This window comes from Streptomyces huasconensis, from assembly GCF_021028635.1.
Lineage (GTDB): Bacteria > Actinomycetota > Actinomycetes > Streptomycetales > Streptomycetaceae > Streptomyces > Streptomyces huasconensis.
Genome location: NZ_CP086119.1, coordinates 2171536 through 2193701 on the forward strand (window position 1 = coordinate 2171536; position 22166 = coordinate 2193701).

Below are 22166 nucleotides of genomic sequence, written 5' to 3' on the forward strand. Positions count from 1 at the left end.
GCGCCGAGCCGTCAGGACGGAGGCCGCAGGCCCTCCAGGACGGTGTCGACGATCCGGGCGGCGAGTCCGTCCTCCAGGGGCGCGTCGGGCCGCATGACCGTGCGCACCAGCATCGGCCCGACCAGGAGGTCGTTGGCCATCTCGATGTCCACGTCCCCGCGCAGCTCGCCGTCGGCGACGCCCCGCCGCAGCACTTCGCAGGTGACGCGGCGGCGGGGCTCGACGACAGTGGCGTGGTACGCCGACCAGAGCTTGGGCAGGGCCTTCATCTGCGCGAAGACGTTGTGCAGCAGGGCCGAGGAACGCATGTTCAGGCCGCGCCTGCGCAGCCCCTCCAGGAGGCAGACGAGGTCGTCGCGCATCGAGGTGCCGGGCAGCTCGGGGTCCGGCTCCTCGAAGACGCGCAGCACGTCGACGAAGAGGGCCTCCTTGCCGTCCCAGCGCCGGTAGATGGTGGCCTTGCCGACGCCCGCGGTCCGGGCGATGCGCTCGATGGACAGTTCGGTGAGCGGCACGCCCTCCTCCAGGAGCCGCACCACCCCCTCGATGATGGCCTGCTCCACGGCCTCGCTCCGGGGACGCCCCCGGGAGGCCCTGGCGTGCTCGCCCCCCTTGGCGATGTCGACCACGTCGTCTCCGTCTCTCTGCGCGCCGGCTGCCCCGGCGATTCTCCCTCAGCGGCCGACGGCGCCCGCCGGCTCGCTCTCCCGCTCCCGGGGGCCGGGCTCCGGCGGCGTACGTCCCGGCAGGAACAGGAAGACGACCACCGTGCCGATCGCGGCGACGCCCGCGCCCCACAGCGCCGTGACGTGCATGGCGTGCAGGAACGAGTCGTAGGCGGCGGTCACCAGGGGCTCGCCCCGGGGGCCGAGCTTCGCCGCGACGCCGAGGGTCGCCTCGATGGACTCGCCCGCGGTGTGCCGGGCGCCGGCGGGCAGCAACGTCAGCTTGTCCTCGACGCCGTTGCGGTACGCGGTGGACAGCACCGAGCCGAGGACCGCGATGCCGAGCGCGCCGCCGACCTGCCGGAAGGTGTTGCTGAGCGCGGAGGCGGAACCGGCCTTCTCGCGCGGCAGGGCCTGCATGATCACCACGCTGGTGGGCGTCATGATGTGGGCCATGCCGGTGCCCATCAGGAAGAAGATGACCTCCAGGACCCAGATCGGCGTATCGGCGTCGAGGGTCGTGAAGGACGCGAGGGTCGCCATCACCAGGAGCAGGCCGCCGGTGCACACGGCCCGTACGCCGAACCGGTCCACGACCAGGCGGGCGCGCGGCGCGAAGATGAGCTGGGCCACGGCGAGCGGCAGCATCAGCAGGCCGGTCTGCAGCGGCGAGTAGCCGCGCACGCTCTGGGTGTAGAAGACCGAGAAGAAGGTGACGCCCATCAGCGCGAAGAAGACGAGCGCTATGGCGCTGATCGCGGCCGAGAAGACGCGGTTCTTGAAGTACGAGACGTCGACCGACGGATGGTCGCAGCGCTTCTCGTACAGCACGAAGGCGACGAGGACGGCGAGGCCCGCGAGGGAGGTGCCGAGCACGGCAGGGTCGGTGAAGTCGGCGAGCTGGCCGCCCTTGATGATGCCGTAGACGAGCAGGACGAGGCCGACGACGGAGAGGACGACGCCGACGAGGTCGATGCGGCCGGGCCTCGGATCGCGCGAGTCGGGCACCAGCCAGACCATCAGGGCGACCGCGATGATCACGATCGGTACGTTGATGAGGAAGACCGAGCCCCACCAGAAGTGGTCGAGCAGGACGCCGCCGGTGATCGGGCCGATGGCGATGGCGAGGCCGACGCCGCCCGCCCAGATGCCGATGGCCTTGGGCTGCTCGTCGCGCTCGAAGACGTTCATCAGGACGGCGAGCGTGGCCGGCATCACGAAGGCCGCGCCGAGGCCCATCAGCGCGCGGAACGCGATGAGGTGGACGGGCGAGCCGGAGTGCGCGGCGAGCGCCGATCCGATGCCGAAGACGACGAGCCCCGCGAGCAGGACCTTCTTGCGGCCGAGCCGGTCGCCGAGCAGGCCCGCGGTGAAGAGCAGGCCCGCGAAGACGAGCGTGTAGGAGTTGATCGCCCACTCCAGCTCGCCCTGGGTGGCGCCGAGGCCGGTGGGTTCGGGGGTGGAGATCGTCTTGATGGCGACGTTCAGGATCGAGTTGTCGAGGACGACGATCAGCAGGCTGAGCATCAGCACGCCGAGGATCGCCCAGCGGCGCCGGTGCACGGCCTCCGGTACGCGGGGTGGTGTGGTGGGGGTGGGGGTCGACATGTGATCCACCGTAACGCCAATACGATACGGAACCGTCTCGTATTGGAAAGACTTTACCCGCGGACGCCTGTCGCCGTGGGGGCCCACTAGCCGCCGGGTACCAGCTGGTGCCACCATGGGGGGTGATCCGGGGACGCCGTCAGGGCGCCTCGAGATGACAGAAGGAGCCGTTGCGATGACGCAGCTCTCGGCTGCCCAGAAGAGCACCGACGCCCCGCGAAGCCCCGACAGCAGCAAGGCGCTGTACGGCGGCAAGGGCACCCGGCGCATCACCGTGCGCGACATCACCGCCGCCAAGGAACGCGGCGAGAAGTGGCCCATGCTCACCGCCTACGACGCGATGACCGCGTCCGTCTTCGACGAGGCGGGCATCCCCGTCATGCTCGTCGGCGACTCGGCGGGCAACTGCCACCTCGGGTACGAGACCACCGTGCCCGTCACCCTCGACGAGATGACCATGCTGTCCGCCGCGGTCGTACGGGGCACCTCGCGCGCCCTGATCGTCGGCGACCTGCCCTTCGGCTCCTACCAGGAAGGCCCCGTCCAGGCCCTGCGCTCGGCGACCCGCCTGGTGAAGGAGGCGGGCGTCGGCGCGGTGAAGCTGGAGGGCGGCGAGCGGTCGCTGGCCCAGACCGAACTCCTCGTCCAGTCCGGCATCCCCGTCATGTCCCACCTCGGGCTGACCCCGCAGTCCGTGAACACGATGGGCTACCGCGTACAGGGCCGCGGCGAGGAAGCGGCCCACCGGCTGCTCCACGACGCCAAGGCCGCGCAGGACGCCGGCGCGTTCGCGGTCGTCCTCGAACTGGTCCCCGCGGAACTGGCCGTCGAGGTCACCCGCTCCCTGCACATCCCGACCGTCGGGATCGGGGCGGGCGCCGAGTGCGACGCGCAGGTGCTGGTCTGGACGGACATGCTGGGCCTCACCGGCGGGAAGATGCCGCGTTTCGTCAAGCAGTACGCGGATCTGCGCGGCGTCATGACCGACGCGGCGAAGGCGTTCGCCGAGGATGTGGTGGGCGGGGCGTTCCCCGCGGCGGAACACGCGGTCCACTAGTCCACTGGGCGTGGCGCCTCGGCCGGGGGTCGCCGCACGGCACAGCGGCAACTGAACCATCGCGGTCCACTGGGCGTGGCGCCTCGGCCGGGGGTCGCCGCGCGGCCCAGCGGCAACGGAACCATCGCGGTACAACGGCAGCCCGCCGGTCGTCCCCCGTCGGCGGGCTGCCCCTTCCCTCCGGGGGGCTTCGGTCTTTGGTGACCCGGGGGCCATCCCCTGCCCCGCCGCTCCGCGGCGGTCGCTTGCCCACCCACCCACCCGTTACTCGGCGGGTGAGAGAGATCCGCGCGGAGCGACGGGACAGGGGGCAGCCGCCGAGTAACGGGCGGGCGGGTGGGAGAGGTCCGGCGCGGAGCGACGGGACAGGGGACAGCCCCCGAGTAACGGGCGGGCGGGTGGGAGAGGTCCGGCGCGAAGCGGCGGGGCAGGGGGCAGCCGCCGAGTGCCGGGTACCCCCGGCCCACAACCCCTCGTACCCCCCTGTCGGCAGGATGTCGGCGGTTTGTCGGTGCCGCCTGACACCTTGTACCTCATGACGCGAATCGACAAGAACCCCGGCGGCGCAGGGAGCGCGGTCACCGTAAGGGGACTGGTCAAGCACTACGGCGCGACCAAGGCACTGGACGGCGTGGACCTGGACGTACGCGAGGGCACCGTCCTCGGCGTGCTCGGCCCGAACGGCGCCGGCAAGACCACCCTCGTACGCTGCCTGTCCACCCTGATCACCCCGGACGCCGGCACCGCCGTCGTCGCCGGGTACGACGTGACCCGCCAGCCCCGCCAGCTCCGCCGGGTGATAGGCCTGACCGGCCAGTACGCCTCGGTGGACGAGAAGCTCTCGGGCCGCGAGAACCTGTACATGATCGGCCGGCTGCTCGACCTGCCCCGCAAGGAGGCCTGGTCCCGGGCCGACGGCCTCCTTGAGCGGTTTTCCCTCACCGAGGCCGCCAAGCGCCCGGCGCACACGTACTCCGGCGGCATGCGCCGCCGCCTCGACCTGGCCGCCTCCATGATCGGCAGCCCGGCCGTGCTCTATCTGGACGAGCCGACGACCGGCCTCGACCCCCGCACCCGCAACGAGGTGTGGGCCGAGGTCAAGCGGATGGTCGCCGACGGCGTCACCGTGCTGCTGACCACCCAGTACATGGAGGAGGCCGAGCAGCTGGCCTCCGAGCTGACGGTCATCGACCGCGGCAAGGTCATCGCCAGCGGCGGCATCGACGAGCTGAAGGCGAAGGTCGGCGGCCGCACCCTGCGCGTGCGCCCCGCCGACCCGCTGGAGCTGCGCCCGCTCGCGAACGCCCTGGACGACCTCGGGCTGACCGGCCTCGCCACCTCCACGGTGGACGTCGAGTCCGGCACGGTCCTGGTCCCGATCCTCAGCGACGAGCAGCTGACCGCCGTGGTCGGCGCGGTCACCGCGCGCGGCATCACGATCGGCTCGATCGCCACCGAACTGCCCAGCCTGGACGAGGTGTTCCTCTCCATCACCGGCCAGAAGGCCGGCGCCCCGCAGGACGCCCGCCCCGCACTCGAGGAGGTTGCCGTATGAGCAGCACCACTCTCGCGCCGCCGCCCCTCGCCCGGGGTCAGGAGGCCGACGCCCGCATAGGCCTGCGCGCCCACGTACGCCACACGAGCGCGCTGGTACGCCGCAACCTGCTGTGGATACGCCAGGACCCGGAGTCGATGTTCGACGCGGTCCTGATGCCGATCGTCTTCACGCTCCTGTTCGTGTACGTCTTCGGCGGCTCGATCGGCCAGGCCCTCGGCGGCGGTCAGGACGAGTACGTGCAGTACGTGGTCCCCGGCATGATGGCGATGATGAGCATGAACATCGCCATGGCCGTCGGCACCGGCTTCAACCAGGACTTCCAGAACGGCATCATGGACCGCTTCCGCACCCTGCCGATCGGCCAGGGTTCGGTGCTCTTCGCCAAGATCGTGGTGGAGGTGATGCGGCTGCTCATCGCGACGACGATCATGATGATCGTCGGTGTCCTCGTGGGCTTCGACATCACCCACTGGGGCGGCCTGTTCGCCGCCGTGGGCCTCTCCGCGCTCTTCGGCACGGCCATCATGTGGATCTTCCTGGTCCTCGGCGTCTCGATGAAGAGCGCCCAGTCCGTGCAGGCGATGGGCTTCCTGGTCCTGATGCCGCTCCAGTTCGGTTCGTCGATCTTCGCGCCGACCAAGTCGATGCCGGGCTGGCTCCAGGCCTTCACCGACTACAACCCGCTGTCCTCGCTCGCGGACAGCGCGCGCGGCCTGATGCTCGGCGGCCCCATCGCGCACGACGTGTGGGTGACGGTCGGCTGGTCGGCGGCGCTGACGCTGGTGATGGCGCCGATCGCCATCCACAAGTTCCGCACCAAGAGCTGAGCCGGTCAGCGGCTCCGTGCCGTCACCGTGCACAGGGCGGTGGCCTCGTCCAGCGTGAGGCCGCCGCCCTCGGCGTACGCGGCCTCGTACGCGGCGGGGCCGAGCGCGGCGCGGGCGAGCCGGACGGCGTCGTCGCGGATCTCCCGCTCCATCGCGTTCGCGTAGTGGCCCTCGGGCTGCTCCCGCGCGGCGACCGCGAGCAGCCGGGCGGCGTCGGCGGCGCGGCTGCCGCCGTCCAGGGCGGCCAGGGCGCGGGCGGCGATGCGCAGCTGGATGGCGACGCCCTGCGGCGCGACCATCAGCGACAGGGGCGCGCGGGCCTCCTGGATGGCGACGCGTGCCGCGGCGACGCCCTCGGCGCACCGGCCGCCGAGGGTGTCGAGCCAGGCCTGGAGGCCGAGCACGACGCTGTCGAAGACGGCGTAGCCGACGACATTGAACTCCTCGCGCAGCCACCGCAGATGGTCCCGCGCCTCGTCGAGGCGGCCGGTGCGGCCGAGCGTGCCGACGAGGAAGAGCCGGGCGGCGGGCAGGGCCTCGACCGCGTGCACCCGGCCGCTGTTCGCGAGGACCTCCCGCAGGATCGCCTCGCCGCGGTCGAAGCCGTCGGCCGTCTCCGTGAGGACCGAGCCGAGGCGGGCCTTGAGCAGGGCGACCTGGCTCTGGGCGCCGAGTTGTTCGGCGTAGGTGACGGCGGCTTCGTAGTCCTCGGCGGCGAGGGCGAAGCGGCCGCAGCGCTCCCGTGACTCGCCCCGCGCGGAGAGTGCCTCGGCGATGCCCCAGGCGTCGCCGAGGCGGGTGAAGCCGCGCAGTGCCTCGTCCGCGTCGCGGCTCGCCTGGCCCGCCCGGTCGGCGTGGCCGGCGAGGAGGTTGGCGCGCATCTGGAGGGCGCCGGCCAGTTCCCAGGCGTAGCCGAGTTCCCGGCAGGTCTCGACGGTCTTGTCGAGGGTGACGCGCAGCAGCTCCGCGTCGCCGCCGAGCATGACGGCGAAGAACCAGAGGCTGCCCGGGATACGGCAGGTCTGCGGCAGCCCCGGCCGGTAGGCCTCCCTGATGCCGCGCAGCCGCTCCTCGGCCTGCGGCGTCTGCCACGCCTCCATGTCCATGTCCATGCAGGCGAGGTCGATGAGGCGTACGCCGCGGCGCGCCTCTTCGAGGACCTCGGGGCGCATGGGCGGCGGCGCGGCCGTGCACGGTTCGTGGAGCGGGCGGGCGGGTTCGACGGGCGGGGCGAAGGGGTCGGGGCCGAGGGCCATGGCTTCGCGGGACCAGTTGCGGGCCTCCAGGCGCAGGCCGCGGATCTCCCAGAACCAGCAGAGGGACAGCACCAGGCAGAGCGTCTCGTGCTCGTCCCCGGCGGCCACGGCGTGCCGCAGCGCGGTGCGCAGGTTCTCGTACTCGGCTTCGAGGCGTGCGACGGCGGCGAGCTGTCCGCTGCCGCGCAGTTCGGGGTCGGTGGTCCTGGCGACCTCGCGGTAGTGCACGAGGTGCGCGCGCTCGGTGGCGGCGCGGTCCCCCGCTTCGTCGAGCCGTTCGCCCGCGTACTCGGCGACGGTTTCGAGCAGGCGGTAGCGCATGCCCGCGCCGGGCAGGGGCGAAGGGGCGGCGACGACGAGGGACTTGTCGACGAGGGAGCCGAGCAGGTCGGCGACGTCGTACGGGCTGCCACCACCATCATCGCTGACACCGGGGTCACCACGGTCACCGCTGTCACCACCGTCACCGCTGCCGCCACCGTCACCACGGTCGGCGCCCGCGCAGACCGCCTCCGCGGCGGCGAGGTCGCAGCCGCCCGCGAAGACGGACAGCCGCCGCAGGACGGCGCGTTCGGGGGCGTCGAGCAGGCCCCAGGACCAGTCGACGACGGCCCGCAGCGTCTGCTGGCGGGGCAGGACGGTACGGGCGCCGCTGGTCAGCAGCCGGAAGCGGTCGTCGAGCCGGTCGGCGATCTGACGCGGGGTGAGCAACCGCAGGCGGGCTGCGGCCAGTTCGATGGCGAGCGGCAGGCCGTCGAGGCGCCGGCAGATCTCGGCCGCGGCGGCCGGGTCGTCGTCGACGGTGAACCCGGGCCGGGCGGCGGCCCCGCGCTCGGCGAACAACCGCACCGCGACCGGCTCGGGCAGCGGCTCCACGGGCCGCAGCGACTCGCCGGGCACGCCGAGGGGTGCGCGGCTGGTGGCGAGGACGGTGAGGCCCGGGCAGCGGGTGAGGAGTTCGTCGGCGAGGCGGGCGGCGGCCTCCACGACGTGTTCGCAGTTGTCCAGGATGACCAGCATGCGGCGCCCGGCGCAGTGCTCGACGAGCCGTACGACGGGATTCTCGACGTGCCGCTCCGCCAGGGCCCGCATCTCCTCGGCGCCGGCGCCGCGCAGCACGGTCTCGCGGGCGCCGAGCGCGCTCAGGACGGCCTCGGGGACGTCCGCCGGGTCCTCGACGGGCGCGAGTTCGGCCAGCCACACGCCGTCCGGGATGTCGTCGGCGAGGGTCTCGGCGGCCTCCTGGGAGAGCCGTGTCTTCCCGGCGCCGCCGGGGCCGAGCAGCGTGACGAGCCGGGCCCGCCCGAGGTCGGCCCGCAGCGCCTCGATGTCGGCCTCGCGCCCGACGAAGGAGGTGAGGCGGGCGCGGAGGTTGCCGGGCGTCCGGGGCCGCGCCGGCGGCGTCTCGACGGGCGCGGACGCCGGGGACGGCGTGGACGGCTGGGACGGCGAGGGTGACGGGGCGTGCAGCAACTCCCCGTGCAGGGCGCGGAGTTCGGGCCCGGGGTCGGCTCCCAGCCGGTCCGCGAGGGCGCGTCGTACGTCCTCGTACGCGGCGAGTGCCTCCGCGGGGCGGCCGGCGTCCCGCAGCGCGCGCAGCCGCAGGGCCTGGAGCGGCTCGTCCAGGGGGTGGGTCGCGCAGAGGGCGGTGAGGTCGGGCAGGACCTGTGCCGCCCGGCCGAGGGCGAGGGCGGCGGTCAGTGCGGCGCGGCGGGCGTCCAGACGGCGCGCCTGCCAGCGGGCGACGTCGGCCGTGCGGTCCGGCAGGTCGGCGAGGGGCTCGCCGGTCCACAGGGCGAGCGCGTCGTCGAGCAGGGCGGCCGCCTTGGCCGGGTCGCCGTCGGCCAGGGCGCGGCTGCCCTCGCCCACCAGCCGGTCGAAGCGGAACACGTCCACGTCGTCGGGGTGCGCGCAGAGCCGGTAGCCGCCGTCCGCCGAGGCGACGCTGTCGGCGCCCAGGGTCCTGCGGAGCCGACCCACCAGGGCCTGGAGGGCGCCGCTCGCGTCGGCGGGCGGGTCGGCGCCCCACACCTCGTCCACCAGGGCAGCGGCAGGCACGGAACGGCCCGCGCGCAGGGCGAGCGCCGCCAGGAGGGCGCGCAGGCGCGCGCCGCCGACGGGAACGGTGGTCCCGTCGGCGCGGACAGCTCGGGTCGGCCCGAGAACGCGGTAACGCACCGGATCATTGTCCCTTCCGCCGCGGCGCGTCGCGCCGTCGGCCCCGCCCGGCCGCCCGGGCCACCGCGCTCCCCGCCCGGCGCCCCTCAGGTCTCCCGGACGTCCAACTCCACCAGAACGCCGGTCTCCTGCCGCGGATTTCCCGGCTCCGGTCGCGCCCGGGTCAGGTCCTCGTCCCGGAACCACTTGGGACACGCCTCGACGGGGCGCAGCCACCGCTCGCCCGGCACCGGCGCGTACGTCTCCGATCCCTCGACGGTCTGGGCGAAGCCCTGCGTGACGACATGGATGGCGCGGACCCGGCCGACCGTGTCCGGCCACCGGCCGCTGTGCCGCTCGACGGTGAGCAGACCGGCGAGGCGGGCCCGCTCGGGCCAGGGGCGCGGGCGGGCCCACGGAACGGTGACACCGCGGGCCTGGACGACCGAGGGCTCCCACGGCTCCTCGAACTCGCCGCCCCCGCCGCCCCCGTAATCCGCGCCGTCCCCATAATCCCCGTAATCCGCGCCGCCCCCGGACCAGTCCCCCTCCAGTGTGTCCAGCGCCACCACCGGGCCTTCGATCTCGCTGAGGTCCGGCGCCCAGCCCGCATCGCCCAGGCGGTCGCCGTCGACCAGCAGCGGCCACGCCACCTCGTCCCCCACGGCGAACGGCTCCCCGCAGCACTCCATCTGCCAGTCCGCGTACATCACCTTCCACAGCGCCATGGCTCCCAGCCTCCCGGAACTCACCGGCACGCGCGAGACGTTTTCGCCGTACGCCCGCTACGGTCGGGCAGATCCCCCCGCGACCCCAGGAGCCCGCCCCATGACCACCGCCCCCATCCGACGCGACGACCGGCGGATCAGCCCCGTCTTCCTCGGGATCGCCGCCGTCACGGCGGTCTCCGGCTGGGCGGCCTGGACCGGCTTCTCGGCCAACCCGGGGCTCGCCGTGTTCCTCTTCGTGACGGCGGCCTGGATCGTCTCGCTCTGCCTGCACGAGTACGCGCACGCCCGCACGGCCCTGCACAGCGGCGACATCACCATCGGCGCGAAGGGCTACTTGACGCTGAACCCGCTCAAGTACACGCACGCGCTGCTCAGCATCGTGCTCCCCGTCCTCTTCGTGATCATGGGCGGCATCGGCCTGCCCGGCGGCGCGGTCTTCATCGAGCGGGGCCGCATCCGGGGCCGCTGGAAGCACAGCCTGATCTCGGCGGCGGGCCCGCTGACGAACGTGCTGTTCGCGGTGGTCTGCACCGCCCCGTTCTGGCTGGACACCCTGGACGGCGTGCCGGACGCGTTCCGCTACGCCCTCGCGTTCCTCGCCCTGCTCCAGGTCACGGCGGCGATCCTGAACTCGCTGCCCGTTCCGGGCCTCGACGGGTACGGCGTGATCGAGCCCTGGCTGTCGTACAAGATCCGGCGGCAGGTGGAGCCGTTCGCGCCGTTCGGGCTCCTCGCGGTCTTCGCCGTGCTGTGGATTCCGGAGGTCAACGGCGCCTTCTTCGACGCGATCGACGCGGTCCTGCGCGGGCTCGGCGTCCACGAGTGGGACACCTACTGGGGGCGGGACCTGTACCGCTTCTGGGACGGCACGGAGGAGGTTCCGCCGGCCCTCAGCTCGTAGCGGCGGCGTCCCGGCGCGTCTTGGCCCGCCGCAGGTAGAACCACGCCATGTTGGACGAGAGCCCGGCGAGCAGCACCCACACGACACCGAGCCAGCTGCCCTGCACGAAGGAGATCACGGCGGCGGCGACGGCGAGCGCGCAGACCACGAGGGCGTACAGAGCGAGGCGGGGCATGGGGGTCGGCTCCTGTCGGGGCGAGGCGTTGCTGACGTACCCCTCCAGTGTCCCCCATGCCCGCGCCCGCCCCGCCACGTCCCTCCCGGGCCCCTCCAGGGACCCGTCAGGCCCCTAGACGTCGGTGATCCGCAGCCCCGCGTGCGCCTTGTAGCGGCGGTTGACGGAGATCAGGTTGGCGACCAGGGACTCCACCTGGTGGGCGTTGCGCAGCCGGCCGGCGAAGACGCCGCGCATGCCGGGGATGCGGGCGGCGAGCGCCTGCACCACGTCCGTGTCGGCGCGGCTCTCGCCGAGGACCATGACGTCGGTGTCGATCTCCTCGACGTCGGCGTCCTGGAGCAGCACGGCCGACAGGTGGTGAAAGGCGGCCGTGACGCGCGAGTCCGGCAGCAGGGCGGCGGCCTGCTCGGCGGCGCTGCCCTCCTCGGGCTTGAGGGCGTAGGCACCCTTCTTGTCGAAGCCGAGCGGGTTGACGCAGTCGATGACGAGCTTGCCGCGCAGCTCCTCGCGCAGGGCTTCGAGGGTCTTGCCGTGGCCGTCCCACGGCACGGCGACGATCACGACGTCGCTGCGCCGGGCGCACTCCGCGTTCTCGGCGCCCTCGACGCCGAGTCCCAGCTCCTGGGCGGCGGCCTGCGCGCGCTCCGCCGCGCGGGAGCCGATGATCACCTTCTGGCCGGCGCGGGCGAGGCGGTAGGCGAGGCCGCGCCCCTGGTCGCCGGTGCCGCCGAGGACACCGACGACGAGCCCGGACACGTCGGGCAGCTCCCAGGGGTCCTTGGCCGGGGCCTTGGCGGGAGCGTTCTGCGCACTGTCTGTAGAGGTCATGGGGCGACCTTACTCAGCGGTCACAGCCCGCTACACCAGTTCCCCCAACGGGATGCGCCGGAAGGTGATCGTCTCGTACGCGCTGAAGTCCCCCGTCTCGTAGAGGAGCCCGACATTCTCCTCGTCGAGGCGTACGAGATCGGAGTACGCGGCCGGCAGGCCGTCGACGGTGTGGGCGCTCTGCCAGGTGGTGCCGCCGTCGGTGGAGCGGCGCACGGTCATCAGGGCGCGGAAGCCGGGGTCGGCGGGGCCGGAGAAGAGGAGCACGTCGGGGTCGCGCACCTGGAGGACGCTGCCCTCGACGACGGGACCGGTGAGACCGGCCTGTGGTCGGAAGGGCCTGACGAGGCTGCGGCCGCCGTCGCGGGAGTGGGCGTCGGCGCGGTTGCCGGGGGACGGGGAGTCGTTGCGGGTGTTGAAGTAGACGCGCCCGTCGGGGAGTTCGGCGGCGGTGGTCTCGTTCACGTTGATGTAGCCGTTGGTGTTGTCGTCGACGTAGCCGATGCGCCAGGTGGCCCCGGAGTCGTCGCTGAGCAGGCAGTGGCCGCCGTTGTACTTGCCCTCGGTGCCGTTGTCCGTCCCGGAGGGCGGCAGTGAGTGGTTGGCCGGGACGACGACGCGGCCGGTGGTGAGCTGGATGGCGTGGCCGGGCGTGGTCGCGTACCACCGCCAGTTCGCCTTCTTCACCTGGCCGGTGATCTCGCGCGGGGCGGACCAGGTGCGGCCGTCGTCGTCGCTGTGCTGCACCCACATGCGGCGCCCGGCGGCCGCGGAGACCTTGCCGCGGCGGATGGCGTCCTCGGTGGCGAAGGCGGCGTTGCGGACGTGGACGAGCAGGACGCGGCCGGTGGCGAGGACGACGGGGGCGGGGTTGCCCGCGAGGTCGGCGCCGTTCTTGCCGACGACCTGGAGCGGGCCCCAGGTGCGGCCGCCGTCGGTGGAGCGCCTGAGGACGATGTCGATGTCGCCGAAGTCCTCCGAGGAGCCGACGCGGCCCTCGCAGAAGGCGAGGACGGTGCCGTGGGCGGTGGTGACGACGGCCGGTATGCGGAAGCTCGCGTACCCCTCGCGGCCCGCCCGGAAGGGAACAGACGTCTCATGAGTCATCCCCCGCCCTTCCCCACTCCGGGGGAATTCCGGGTGAACTCCCGGTCACGACTGACGTGTCGGGGCAGGATGCGACGCCATGGACGCCGTACGGGTGGCACTGCTGCGCGAAGTGCTCGCGGGGACCGAGTGGCTCGGCGCCACGCGCCGCTTCGCGGGGACCCTGCGGTCGTCCGTGGTGCCGCACGGCGGCGGGCTGCTGCTCGTCGGGACGCGGGCCTACGAACCCTGGCACCTGGCCGCCCACCTGGTGGACGAGGCCGCCTGGTCCGGCACACCGGAGCTGCGGCCCACCCTCGTACGGCACCGGGTCCTCGCCTCCGATCCCGCGCACCTGTCGACGGGGCTCGGCCGGATCGAGGCCGCGCGGCGCGGGGAGACGCTGCTGGTCGTGGCGCCGGACGCGCCGGACGCCGAGCTGCTGACGCGCGTGCACGACGCGCGGCAGGCCGGTGCGACCGTCCTCGCGCTCGGCTCCGGGGACGGTGACCTGGGCGCCCTGTCCCACGAGGCGCTGACCGTCCCCGGTGAGGACTCCGGAACGGCGCACGACCTCGACCTGGACACGGTGCAGCACCTGGTGAGCGCGGCGGCCGGGGAGAACGCCCTGCCCGCGCCCCGGGGCCGCCGCCGCTTCCGCGACCGCCTCTCCCGCCTCGCCGACCAGCTGACGTCGCCACCGCCGACGCGGTGGTGAGCGGGCTCCGGGGCTGCGGAAATTCGGTTGCCCGCCGCGTCGGCCGCCGCTGAACATGAGTTCTCGTGTCTCTCTCCTCGGTCCTTCCCGACCTCTCCCCCTGGCGCTCCACCCGTGACTTCCGGCTGCTGTGGGTGCAGGGGCTCGTCACGTACTTCGGCAGTTTCATGGCGATGGTCGCCCTGCCGTTGCAGATCAAGGAGCTGACGGACTCGCCGCTCGCCGTCGGCGCGATGGGCGCGGTGGAGCTGGTGCCGCTGGTCGTCTTCGGGCTGTACGGCGGTGCGCTCGCCGACGCCGTGGACCGGCGCAAGGTGATCCTCCTCAGCGAGGCCGCGCTGGGCCTGCTGGCCGTGGTCCTGCTGGTGAACGCGCTGCTTCCCTCCCCGCTGCTGTGGCCCCTGTACGTCGTCGCGGCGGGCGTCTCGGCGCTCTCCGGACTCCAGCGCCCCGCGCTCGACTCCCTGATGGCGCGGATCGTGCCGCACGACCAGCTGACGGCGGCCGCCGCCCTGAACTCGTTCCGCTGGAACGTGGGCGCGATCGCAGGACCGTCGCTCGCGGGCCTCGTCGTCGCCTACGCCGGGCACGCGTCAGCGTACGCCGTGACGGTCGCCGGCTTCACCGTCTCGGTCCTGCTGTGCACCCGGCTCTCCCCCGCGCCCGCCGCGCACGACGCGGAGAAGCCGTCCCTGAAGGGCCTCGCCGAGGGCGCGCGGTACGCGTGGTCACGGCCGGTGCTCCTGGGGACGTACGCGGTGGACATGGCGGCGATGTTCTTCGCCTTCCCGAACGCGGTCTTCCCCTTCCTCGCGGACGAGCTGGACGCCGAGTGGGCGCTCGGCCTGATGTACGCGGCCGGGGCGGTCGGGTCGCTGCTGCTCGGCCTCACCAGCGGCTGGACGTCGCGGGTGCGGCGGCACGGGCTGCTCGTGGTGTTCGGGGCGGCGGGGTGGGGGCTCGCGATCACGGCGGCGGGCTGGTTCTCGAACGTGTGGGTGGTGCTGGGGTGCCTGGCGCTGGCGGGCGCCGGTGACATGGTGAGCGGACTCGGCCGCTCCACCATCTGGAACCAGACGATCCCCGACGAGCTGCGGGGCCGCCTCGCCGGCATAGAGGTGCTGTCCTACAGCGTCGGCCCGCAGCTGGGGCAGGTCCGCGCGGGCGCCGCGGCCGGCTGGACCGGCACCCGGTCCGCCATCTGGTCCGGCGGCCTCGCCTGCGTGGCCTCGGTCGCCGTCCTCGCGGCGGCGCTGCCGCGGCTCGTCTCGTACGACGCGACGACGGACGCGGACGCGAGGCTGCGCCGCGAGCGGGACGCGGCGCGGGCCGCCTCGTCGTAGCTGCCGGGGCGTAGCCGCCGCGTCGCAGCCGCCGGGGCGTTCAAAGCCTCTCCGGGGCCTCCGGGGGCTTCCGGTCCCGGCCCCTCACGGCGGACCGCCGAGAACGGGGCCGGTCGAGAACGGGGCCGTCCCGCCGAAGCCCCCGAAGGGGTCAGTCGTCCTCGCCCCGCCCCACCGTGTCGTGCCACCGCGGGTCGTTCTCCCATTCGAGATTGCGCTCCGCCGCCGTCCGCATCGCCTGCTCGGCGTCCGGGCGTGAGGCGTAGGGGCCCATCCGGTCCTTGCCGGGGCAGTCGGGGCCCTCCTCGACCTTCTTGTGCTCCAGGCAGTAGTACCACTCGCCCGGCTTGCCGACCGTCCGCTTCTTGAACAGTGCCATGACCGCCCGCTCCTCTCCCGCCGGATGCATCCTCGATCATCCGGCACCCGTCTCTGACGCCATGCTGCCCCACGACGGCTGGCTAAACTCGCTCGCATGTCTGGCCAGTCACTCCTCGTCCCGGGGGAGCTCTCCCCCATCCGTTCCGTACCCGGCAACATCAGGCGCCCGGAGTACGTGGGAAAACCCGCCCCCACCCCCTACACGGGGCCCGAGGTGCAGACCCCCGAGACCATCGAGCTGATGCGTACCGCGGGCCGCATCGCCGCGCGTGCCATGGAAGAGGCCGCGAAGCACATCGCGCCCGGCGTGACCACCGATGAGCTGGACCGCGTCGCGCACGAGTACATGTGCGACCACGGCGCCTACCCCTCCACGCTCGGCTACCGCGGCTTCCCGAAGTCGCTGTGCAGCTCGGTCAACGAGGTCATCTGCCACGGAATCCCGGACTCCACCGTCCTCAAGGACGGCGACATCATCAACCTCGACGTCACGGCGTACATCGGCGGCGTGCACGGCGACAACAACGCCACCTACCTCGTCGGCGACGTCGACGAGGAGTCCAGGCTGCTCGTCGAGCGGACCCGCGAGTCCCTCGACCGCGCGATCAAGGCCGTGAAGCCCGGCCGCCAGATCAACGTCATCGGCCGCGTCATCGAGTCGTACGCCAAGCGGTTCGGCTACGGCGTCGTACGTGACTTCACCGGTCACGGCATCAACTCGTCCTTCCACTCCGGACTGGTCATCCCGCACTACGACAGCCCGCACGCGACGACCACCATCCGGCCCGGCATGACGTTCACGATCGAGCCGATGCTGACGCTCGGCACGCACGAGTACGACATGTGGGACGACGGCTGGACCGTCGTCACCAAGGACAGGAAGCGGACCGCGCAGTTCGAGCACACGCTGGTGGTGACGGACACCGGGGCGGAGATCCTCACGCTTCCCTGAGGCGCCGGAGCCGCCGTGAGCCGCAGCGGTGGTTGCCCGGTCCTGGGGCGGGTAGCGTTTTTACCGACAGGACGTCGGGAACCAGTTGACTTAGGTAAGCCTAACTTGCCATGATCTCCTCACGGTCGCTGGTTCCCGCCACCCGTCATCCGGCTCCCTGGAGGTCCCTCATGGATACGCCGTCCACGCCGCTCGCCCCGGTCACGCCCGTCGCGCCCTTCGCGCCTTCTGCGCCCTTTTCAACGGTCATCCGCACCGCGTCGCACGAGCAGCACACCGAGGCCGAGACCTCCACATTCATGAGCGACCTGCTCGGCGGCCGGCTCGGCGTCGACGCCTACGCCCGGTACACGGAACAGCTGTGGTTCGTCTACCGCGCCCTGGAGGACGGCGCCGAGGCGCTGACCGAGGACCCCGTCGCGGGACCGTTCATCCGGCCCGAGCTGCTGCGCGTGCGCGAGCTGGAGCGCGACCTCGCGCACCTGCGGGGCGCGGACTGGCGCACGGGCCTCACCCCCCTGCCCGCCACGGCGGCGTACGCGGCGCGGGTCGAGGAGTGCGCGCGCACCTGGCCCGGCGGCTATGTCGCCCACCACTACACCCGCTACCTCGGCGACCTCTCCGGCGGCCAGATCATCCGCGGCAAGGCCGAGCAGACCTGGGGCTTCGCGCGCAAGGGCGACGGCGTGCGCTTCTACGTGTTCGAGGGCATCGCCAACCCGGCCGCGTTCAAGCGCGGGTACCGCGAACTGCTCGACGGGATCGACGCGGTCGTCACGGACGAGCTGGAGAAGAAGCGGATCGTGGACGAGTGCAAGCGCGCCTTCGCCCTGAACACCGCGGTCTTCCGCGAGCTGGGCGAGGAGTTCCCGCTCAGCGCGTGAGCCGGCCCATGCGGAGCCGCCGGCCCATGCGGCGGCACCGGACTATGCGACGGCACCGGACTATGCGACGGCACCCGCCCGGACGAGGCGGACCCTGCCGCCGACCTCGATCCAGCCGTCCGGTCCCGGCGCCGTGAGGATCTGTGAGCCGCGCCCCTGCGTGATGTTGAGGGCGCGGCTCAACGCGTGCGTGAGCAGGAGTGCCGCCGCGCCCGTCGCCTCGTCCTCGTCGATGCCGTCGTCCCGGCCGGGGAAGGCCCGCGCGCGCACCCGCCCGGCGGCCTCGTCCTCCCACGCCCACGCGTAAAGCCACTCCCCCGGCGGCGGCACCTCCAGCGCGTCCACCTCCGCGGCCGTGCCGTACCGCCGCAGGGTCCGCGGCGGCGCCCACTCGGCGCGGGCCGTGATCCAGCTGAACTCCCCGTCGTGCCGGGCCGCCACCGCACCTGCCCGCGTGCGCAGTTCGGCCACGTCGAGCAGCCAGGAGGTGCCGACGCAGGGGTGGCCCGCGAAGGGCAGGCGCAGCGTGGGGGTGTAGATGTCGATGGCGCCGCGCTCCGGGTCGTCGACGAACACCGTCTCGCTGAAGCCGAGTTTCCTCGCGAACGCCTGGCGGTCGACCACGGCACGCATGCGGGCCCCGTCGCGCACGACACCGAGTTCGTTGCCGTGCCGACCGTCGGGCCCGCAGAAAACACGCAGCACGTCGAACGTGCCGGATACCTCGAAGACGCCGGGTGGTTCCGTCCCGCCGAGTGGTTCAGTCACCCGGGTATTGAACACCCTGGTATCGCGCCCGGGCGCCCGGGCGCGGCGCCATCACGCCAGTTCGGTGCCCCGCTTGCGCCGGGCGGCATACACCGCGCCCGCACCCGCCGCCACGGCCGCGCCCGCCGTGCCGAGCAGCGCGGCCGAGGGGAGGCCGGAGCCGGTGGCGGCCAGCGCCCCCGCGTCGCCGAGCGCGGCGGCTCCGGTGCCACCGCCCACGGTGTCACCGCCCACAGAACCGGAGCCCTTGGTTCCGGCGGCGTCGGTCGCCTCGGCGGCGGCGGGGAGTTCGGCGCCTTCGGAGAACGACAGCGCGACTGTCACCGGGTCGATCCGCTGGCCCGCCTTGTAGATGGAGCCGACGGTGCCGTTGGCGAACTGCTTGGCGCCGGCCGCCGTGAAGGCCGCGGGGACCTTGGTCAGCCGGACGACGTCGCCCTTGGCCCGGTACGAGGCCTTGGAGAGGTCGAGCGTCGCGAACTTGACGTCGTTGTTGGTGCCCTTGGGCGTGGTGACGTCGACGGTCAGGGTGCCCTTGGCGCCGTTCGCCCGCACCTTGAGGTCGCTGAACTTCATGTCGATGCCGTGCGCCTTGTACGTGAAGCGGACGCTGCCGCCGAAGGACGCGTCGACCTTCTTGGCGCCGGAGTCCACGGACGCCTTGGCGTGGGGGAACTTGTAGCCTCCGGAGATCTTCTGCGCCCCGCCCGCGACGGTGACCTTGCCGCCCGACGAGATGTAGGCGCGGAAGGACTTCTTCAGGCCCCAGGAGAGGCTGCCGTCGACGACCCGGCCCGCGGGGCGCCCGGGGACGGTGGGTGTGCCGGTGGGCACCGTGGTCCGCGTGGGGGTGGGCGCGGGCTTGTCGGTGGGCTTGTCCGTGGGCTTGTCGGTCGGCTTGTCCGTCGGCATGCCGGTCGCCGCCTTCACTGTGAGGGTGGCCGGGTCGAGCTTGTCGCCCGCCTGGTACATGCCGTTGAACGCCTTGGCGCCGTCCGCCGTGAGCGTCGCCGGTATGTCCTTGAAGGTCATCGCGCCGCCTTCGCCCTGGCCGGGCCGGACCGCGCCCAGGTCGAGGGCGGCGAGGTCGATGTCGTTCTGCGTGGCGCCGTTCAGGGTGACGTCGGCCTGGATGGCACCGGTCTTGCCCTCCGTGCGCACCTTCACGTCGGCGATCTTGATGTCGAACCGGTGGGCGGTGGAGGCGAACCGGACCGCGCCCTTGAACGCGGTCGCGGTGGCGTGCGTGCCGGTGTCGTACGTCCCCGTGCCGCCGGTGAAGGTGAACGCCCCGTTGTCCGGCGCCTGCTTGGCGCCGTCCGTCGCCTCGATCGTGCCGTGGGCCACGCCCACGACGTACTTGCGGAAGGACTCCTTCAGGCCCCAGTCGAACGTGCCGTCCTTGAGCTCCAGCTTCGGCGGTGCCGCCTTGCCGCCGCCGTCGGCGGCGAGCGCCGGGAGCGCGAGGGCGGACGCGCCGAGCGTGACGGCCGTGGCGACGGCTGCCGCGAGGACGAGGGGACGACGGTTCCTGGGCATGGTCAGGCTCCTCCTTGGGAGAGGTGGGAGTAGGGAGAGTTGAGGGAGAGACAGGGAGTGGGGAGGGGCGAAGTGAGGCGTGCCGGTCAGGACCCCGGCGTGTCCGTGCCGTCCCGCGCCCGCTTCTTGCGTACGACGCCGAACGCGACCGCCGCCGCGAGCAGCACCGCCACGCCCGCGCCGACGCCGATCGGCACGGCGTTCGAAGAGGAGGCGGAGGTCTCCGTGGTGTCCTCGGCCCCGGAGGCAGCGGTCCGCTTCGGCTGCGGGGCCGGGCTCGCGGAGGAGCCGAGGTCCGGGAGGGCGGGCAGCGTGGCGTCCGCGTCGAGGGCCACGGCGAGGGAGAGCGGGTCCATGTCGGCGCCCGCCTTGTACATGCCGCCGAAGGCCTTGGCCCCGGTGGCGGTGAGCTTCGAGGGCGCCTCGGTGAGCGAGACCAGGCCGTCCTTGGGCCGCAGTTGCTTCTGGGAGGTGGCGAAGGTGACCAGCGGGGCCTTCTTCATGACGCCCGTACCGCCACCGCCGCCGTCGACGTCCGCGTACAACGTCCCCTTCCCGTCCTTCAATTCGACGGCGAGCTTGCTCAGCGTGAGGTCGAGGCCGTGCTCGCCGGTGAAGCGGACGGCGCCCGCGAAGTGCGCGGCGAGGCGCCGCCCCTTCGCGTCGTACGTGCCCTTGCCCCGAGGGAAGCGGAGGAGCGCTCCCCCGTCCTCGGCCCCGCCCGAGAGCTTCCACGCGCCCTGGGCGATGGAGCCGGTGACGTACTCACGGAAGGTGCGGCGCACTCCCCAGTCGACGGCCCCGTCCTCTATGCGGCCCGCCTTCTGCTTGCCGTTGCTCTGTGCGTCCTTGCCTGCCGCGGGCTTCTTCGGGGCCTTTTCCGCCACCTCGCCCGTCACCTTCCCCGGCCCGGACTTCGCGACGAGGTCCGTCGAGAGGCTCACCGGGTCGAGGGCCGTGCCGGCCGGGTAGTAACCGGCGAAGGCCTTGGCGCCCTGTGCAGTGAGCTTCGCGGGGAGGTTGTTGAGGGCGATCGGTCCGGTGCCGCCCTTCATGTTGATCCCGCCGACGTCGAGCACGGCGATCGGCACCTGTGCGGCCGACGTGACCTTGCCGGTGCCCTTCTCCTTGCTGACCATGTCGGCGTAGAGCGTTCCGGAGCCGCCGGAGACCCGCACCGTGGGGCGGCTGATCGTCAGGTCCAGCTCGTACGAGCCGCCCTTCTTGTGCCCGGTGAAGCGCACGCTTCCGGAGAACCCGGCGCGGAAGGCCCCGCTCCGCGGGTCGTACGTGCCCTTCGCCGAGTGGAAGCGGAACTGGCCGCCGCCGACGGTCGCGGCTCCGCCCTGGAGCGTCGACGCGCCCTGGGCGATGGGCCCGGTGACGTAGCTCTGGAAGGAGGACTTGATGCCCCAGTCGAGCCGCCCGCCTTGGACCGTGCGGCCTTCCGCGTGCGCCGCGGTCACCGGCAGCAGTGCTCCGAGCAGTGCGGTCAGCACGGCCACGGCTGCGGTACGGGTCCGGGAACGGAAACGGGGGCGTGCCGGTCTCGACGGTCTCGCCTGTCTCGACGACAGCATGGGGCTCCTCCACGACGGCAGGGCTAGTTAATTAGGTAAGGCTAACCTAAACTACGATCGCTCCAGCTGAAACCCCGCGGTCTCCAGACCTCAACCGCACGACAGGACGGTGGACTTCGGTGCGTATGCCGCGCTCACTCCGTATCGCCGGCGCGTGGGCCGCCACGCTCGCCCTCGGGCTCACGGCATGCGCCGCCCCGGACGGCGACACCTCCCCGGGGCCGCGCAAGGCGGTGGCACGGGACGCCGCGCCCGACCGGGTCGAGCCCCTGAAGAGCAGCGCGGAACCCGAACTGCCCGCCACCGTCACCTCCGCCGACGGCCGCCGGGTGACCGTGCGGGACACCGCCCGCATCGTGCCGCTCACCGGCAGCCTCAACGAGATCGCCTTCACCCTCGGGCTCGGCGAGAACGTCGTGGCGCGCGACATCACCGCCACCTTCGAACAGGCCGAGAAGCTGCCGGTGGTGACGCGCGCCCACGACGTCTCCGCGGAGAGCGTGCTCTCGCTCAAGCCGACGGTCGTCCTCGCCGACACCACCACCGGGCCCGCCGAGGCCATCGACCAGATCCGTGACGCGGGCGTCCCCCTCGTCGTGTTCGACCCGGCGAAGAGCCTCGACGACGTGCGCCCGCGGATCGAGGCGGTGGCGAAGGCCCTGGGCGTCGAGAAGTCCGGCGCCGAGCTGACGCGGCGTACGGAGCGGCGGATCGACGCGGTCCGCGCGGGCATCCCCGCCGGGGCCGGGAAGGAGCGGAAGAAGAAGCCGCGGGTGGCCTTCCTCTATCTGCGCGGTTCGGCCTCGGTCTATCTGCTCGGCGGCCGCGACTCCGGGGCGAGTTCGCTCCTGGAGGCGGCGGGCGCGGTCGACGCGGGCAAGGAGTCGGGGCTGAGGAAGGACTTCACGCCGATCACCAGCGAGGCGCTCGCCGAGGCCGCGCCCGACGCGATCCTCGTCATGACGAAGGGCCTGGCCTCGGTGAACGGCGTCGACGGTCTGCTGAAGGTGCCCGGGGTCGCCGAGACCCCGGCCGGCCTGGACCGCCGCGTCGTCTCGATCGACGACGGAGTGCTCCTCAACTACGGGCCACGAACGGACCAGGTGCTGAAGTCCCTGGTCGAGCAGCTTTACGGGGACGCCAAGTGAG

General features: G+C 72.9%; 20 protein-coding genes. 9 read left to right on the top strand and 11 right to left on the bottom strand.

Annotated elements, in window-relative coordinates; translation table 11 throughout:
• Nucleotides 1-11: 11 nt before the first annotated feature.
• Both J2N69_RS09775 and J2N69_RS09780 read right to left on the bottom strand, forming a co-directional pair.
• Nucleotides 12-620 (bottom strand): TetR/AcrR family transcriptional regulator, encoded by a 609-nt coding sequence (locus J2N69_RS09775; RefSeq protein WP_408056884.1) that lies wholly within the window; start codon nucleotides 618-620, stop codon nucleotides 12-14.
• A 54-nt stretch (nucleotides 621-674) separates the two neighbouring features.
• Complete coding sequence (locus J2N69_RS09780; protein ID WP_230900378.1) at nucleotides 675-2273, bottom strand: MFS transporter; 1599 nt, start codon at nucleotides 2271-2273, stop codon at nucleotides 675-677.
• A 175-nt stretch (nucleotides 2274-2448) separates the two neighbouring features.
• On the opposite strand from J2N69_RS09780, the gene panB reads away from it, so the two are divergent.
• From panB to J2N69_RS09795, 3 genes are all read left to right on the top strand, one after another.
• Nucleotides 2449-3330, top strand: coding sequence for a 3-methyl-2-oxobutanoate hydroxymethyltransferase (gene panB / locus J2N69_RS09785; protein ID WP_230900379.1), 882 nt, complete (start codon nucleotides 2449-2451; stop codon nucleotides 3328-3330).
• 535 nt (nucleotides 3331-3865) lie between these two features.
• On the top strand, nucleotides 3866-4885 hold the full coding sequence (locus J2N69_RS09790) for an ATP-binding cassette domain-containing protein (protein WP_230900380.1): 1020 nt from the start codon (nucleotides 3866-3868) through the stop codon (nucleotides 4883-4885).
• Nucleotides 4882-5715, top strand: coding sequence for an ABC transporter permease (locus J2N69_RS09795; RefSeq protein WP_230900381.1), 834 nt, complete (start codon nucleotides 4882-4884; stop codon nucleotides 5713-5715). Before J2N69_RS09790 ends, J2N69_RS09795 begins: the two co-directional genes overlap by 4 nt.
• 5 nt (nucleotides 5716-5720) lie before the next feature.
• Here the strand turns inward: J2N69_RS09795 and J2N69_RS09800 are convergent, their stop codons facing one another.
• The gene (locus tag J2N69_RS09800; RefSeq protein ID WP_230900382.1) at nucleotides 5721-9149 is read right to left on the bottom strand and encodes an AfsR/SARP family transcriptional regulator; all 3429 of its coding nucleotides are present in this window, start codon (nucleotides 9147-9149) and stop codon (nucleotides 5721-5723) included.
• Between the two features lie 86 nt (nucleotides 9150-9235).
• Nucleotides 9236-9856 (bottom strand): DUF6578 domain-containing protein, encoded by a 621-nt coding sequence (locus J2N69_RS09805; protein WP_230900383.1) that lies wholly within the window; start codon nucleotides 9854-9856, stop codon nucleotides 9236-9238.
• Between the two features lie 100 nt (nucleotides 9857-9956).
• On the opposite strand from J2N69_RS09805, the gene J2N69_RS09810 reads away from it, so the two are divergent.
• Nucleotides 9957-10760, top strand: coding sequence for a site-2 protease family protein (locus tag J2N69_RS09810; protein ID WP_230900384.1), 804 nt, complete (start codon nucleotides 9957-9959; stop codon nucleotides 10758-10760).
• On the opposite strand, the gene J2N69_RS09815 is transcribed toward J2N69_RS09810, so the two are convergent.
• The 3 genes from J2N69_RS09815 to J2N69_RS09825 form a co-directional block, all read right to left on the bottom strand.
• Entirely contained in the window at nucleotides 10750-10935 is a 186-nt protein-coding gene (locus J2N69_RS09815; RefSeq protein WP_127910930.1) for a hypothetical protein, read from the bottom strand. The two genes, J2N69_RS09810 and J2N69_RS09815, sit on opposite strands and share 11 nt — an antisense overlap.
• A 114-nt stretch (nucleotides 10936-11049) precedes the next feature.
• Nucleotides 11050-11766, bottom strand: coding sequence for an NADPH-dependent F420 reductase (gene npdG / locus J2N69_RS09820; protein WP_230900385.1), 717 nt, complete (start codon nucleotides 11764-11766; stop codon nucleotides 11050-11052).
• 30 nt (nucleotides 11767-11796) lie between these two features.
• Complete coding sequence (locus J2N69_RS09825; protein ID WP_230900386.1) at nucleotides 11797-12873, bottom strand: sialidase family protein; 1077 nt, start codon at nucleotides 12871-12873, stop codon at nucleotides 11797-11799.
• Nucleotides 12874-12952: 79 nt separating this feature from the next.
• Between J2N69_RS09825 and J2N69_RS09830 the strand changes: the two genes are divergently transcribed.
• Nucleotides 12953-13570 carry a hypothetical protein gene (locus J2N69_RS09830; RefSeq protein WP_230900387.1) on the top strand — a complete coding sequence of 206 codons (618 nt, stop codon included), beginning with the start codon at nucleotides 12953-12955 and terminating at the stop codon, nucleotides 13568-13570.
• 65 nt (nucleotides 13571-13635) lie between these two features.
• Complete coding sequence (locus J2N69_RS09835) at nucleotides 13636-14913, top strand: MFS transporter (protein ID WP_230900388.1); 1278 nt, start codon at nucleotides 13636-13638, stop codon at nucleotides 14911-14913.
• Nucleotides 14914-15064: 151 nt separating this feature from the next.
• Here J2N69_RS09835 and J2N69_RS09840 read toward each other — a convergent pair whose 3' ends face one another.
• Nucleotides 15065-15292 carry a hypothetical protein gene (locus J2N69_RS09840; RefSeq protein WP_230900389.1) on the bottom strand — a complete coding sequence of 76 codons (228 nt, stop codon included), beginning with the start codon at nucleotides 15290-15292 and terminating at the stop codon, nucleotides 15065-15067.
• A 96-nt stretch (nucleotides 15293-15388) separates the two neighbouring features.
• Here J2N69_RS09840 and map point away from each other — a divergent pair, with 96 nt between their 5' ends.
• Together map and J2N69_RS09850 are read left to right on the top strand one after the other, a co-directional pair.
• A complete protein-coding gene (map, locus tag J2N69_RS09845; RefSeq protein WP_230900390.1) occupies nucleotides 15389-16246 on the top strand; it encodes a type I methionyl aminopeptidase in 858 nt (285 codons plus the stop codon).
• A gap of 170 nt (nucleotides 16247-16416) precedes the next feature.
• Complete coding sequence (locus tag J2N69_RS09850) at nucleotides 16417-17130, top strand: biliverdin-producing heme oxygenase (RefSeq protein ID WP_230900391.1); 714 nt, start codon at nucleotides 16417-16419, stop codon at nucleotides 17128-17130.
• A 60-nt stretch (nucleotides 17131-17190) separates the two neighbouring features.
• Here the strand turns inward: J2N69_RS09850 and J2N69_RS09855 are convergent, their stop codons facing one another.
• The 3 genes from J2N69_RS09855 to J2N69_RS09865 form a co-directional block, all read right to left on the bottom strand.
• Entirely contained in the window at nucleotides 17191-17898 is a 708-nt protein-coding gene (locus J2N69_RS09855; RefSeq protein WP_230900392.1) for a PhzF family phenazine biosynthesis protein, read from the bottom strand.
• A 51-nt stretch (nucleotides 17899-17949) separates the two neighbouring features.
• The gene (locus J2N69_RS09860; protein ID WP_230900393.1) at nucleotides 17950-19437 is read right to left on the bottom strand and encodes an HtaA domain-containing protein; all 1488 of its coding nucleotides are present in this window, start codon (nucleotides 19435-19437) and stop codon (nucleotides 17950-17952) included.
• An 86-nt stretch (nucleotides 19438-19523) separates the two neighbouring features.
• Nucleotides 19524-21017 carry an HtaA domain-containing protein gene (locus tag J2N69_RS09865; RefSeq protein WP_408056694.1) on the bottom strand — a complete coding sequence of 498 codons (1494 nt, stop codon included), beginning with the start codon at nucleotides 21015-21017 and terminating at the stop codon, nucleotides 19524-19526.
• A gap of 125 nt (nucleotides 21018-21142) precedes the next feature.
• Here J2N69_RS09865 and J2N69_RS09870 point away from each other — a divergent pair, with 125 nt between their 5' ends.
• On the top strand, nucleotides 21143-22165 hold the full coding sequence (locus J2N69_RS09870; RefSeq protein ID WP_230900395.1) for a heme/hemin ABC transporter substrate-binding protein: 1023 nt from the start codon (nucleotides 21143-21145) through the stop codon (nucleotides 22163-22165).
• The last annotated feature ends 1 nt before the right edge of the window (nucleotide 22166 follow it).

Excerpts from the sequence above, each read along its gene's own strand:
- J2N69_RS09840 (WP_230900389.1), bottom strand. The coding sequence starts at position 15,292 with ATGGCACTGTTCAAGAAGCGGACGGTCGGCAAGCCGGGCGAGTGGTAC.
- npdG (WP_230900385.1), bottom strand. The coding sequence starts at position 11,766 with ATGACCTCTACAGACAGTGCGCAGAACGCTCCCGCCAAGGCCCCGGCC.
- J2N69_RS09860 (WP_230900393.1), bottom strand. The coding sequence starts at position 19,437 with ATGCCCAGGAACCGTCGTCCCCTCGTCCTCGCGGCAGCCGTCGCCACG.
- J2N69_RS09830 (WP_230900387.1), top strand. The coding sequence starts at position 12,953 with ATGGACGCCGTACGGGTGGCACTGCTGCGCGAAGTGCTCGCGGGGACC.
- J2N69_RS09810 (WP_230900384.1), top strand. The coding sequence starts at position 9,957 with ATGACCACCGCCCCCATCCGACGCGACGACCGGCGGATCAGCCCCGTC.
- J2N69_RS09815 (WP_127910930.1), bottom strand. The coding sequence starts at position 10,935 with ATGCCCCGCCTCGCTCTGTACGCCCTCGTGGTCTGCGCGCTCGCCGTC.
- J2N69_RS09870 (WP_230900395.1), top strand. The coding sequence starts at position 21,143 with ATGCCGCGCTCACTCCGTATCGCCGGCGCGTGGGCCGCCACGCTCGCC.
- J2N69_RS09780 (WP_230900378.1), bottom strand. The coding sequence starts at position 2,273 with ATGTCGACCCCCACCCCCACCACACCACCCCGCGTACCGGAGGCCGTG.
- J2N69_RS09795 (WP_230900381.1), top strand. The coding sequence starts at position 4,882 with ATGAGCAGCACCACTCTCGCGCCGCCGCCCCTCGCCCGGGGTCAGGAG.
- map (WP_230900390.1), top strand. The coding sequence starts at position 15,389 with ATGTCTGGCCAGTCACTCCTCGTCCCGGGGGAGCTCTCCCCCATCCGT.
- panB (WP_230900379.1), top strand. The coding sequence starts at position 2,449 with ATGACGCAGCTCTCGGCTGCCCAGAAGAGCACCGACGCCCCGCGAAGC.
- J2N69_RS09790 (WP_230900380.1), top strand. The coding sequence starts at position 3,866 with ATGACGCGAATCGACAAGAACCCCGGCGGCGCAGGGAGCGCGGTCACC.
- J2N69_RS09850 (WP_230900391.1), top strand. The coding sequence starts at position 16,417 with ATGGATACGCCGTCCACGCCGCTCGCCCCGGTCACGCCCGTCGCGCCC.
- J2N69_RS09825 (WP_230900386.1), bottom strand. The coding sequence starts at position 12,873 with ATGACTCATGAGACGTCTGTTCCCTTCCGGGCGGGCCGCGAGGGGTAC.
- J2N69_RS09805 (WP_230900383.1), bottom strand. The coding sequence starts at position 9,856 with ATGGCGCTGTGGAAGGTGATGTACGCGGACTGGCAGATGGAGTGCTGC.
- J2N69_RS09865 (WP_408056694.1), bottom strand. The coding sequence starts at position 21,017 with ATGCTGTCGTCGAGACAGGCGAGACCGTCGAGACCGGCACGCCCCCGT.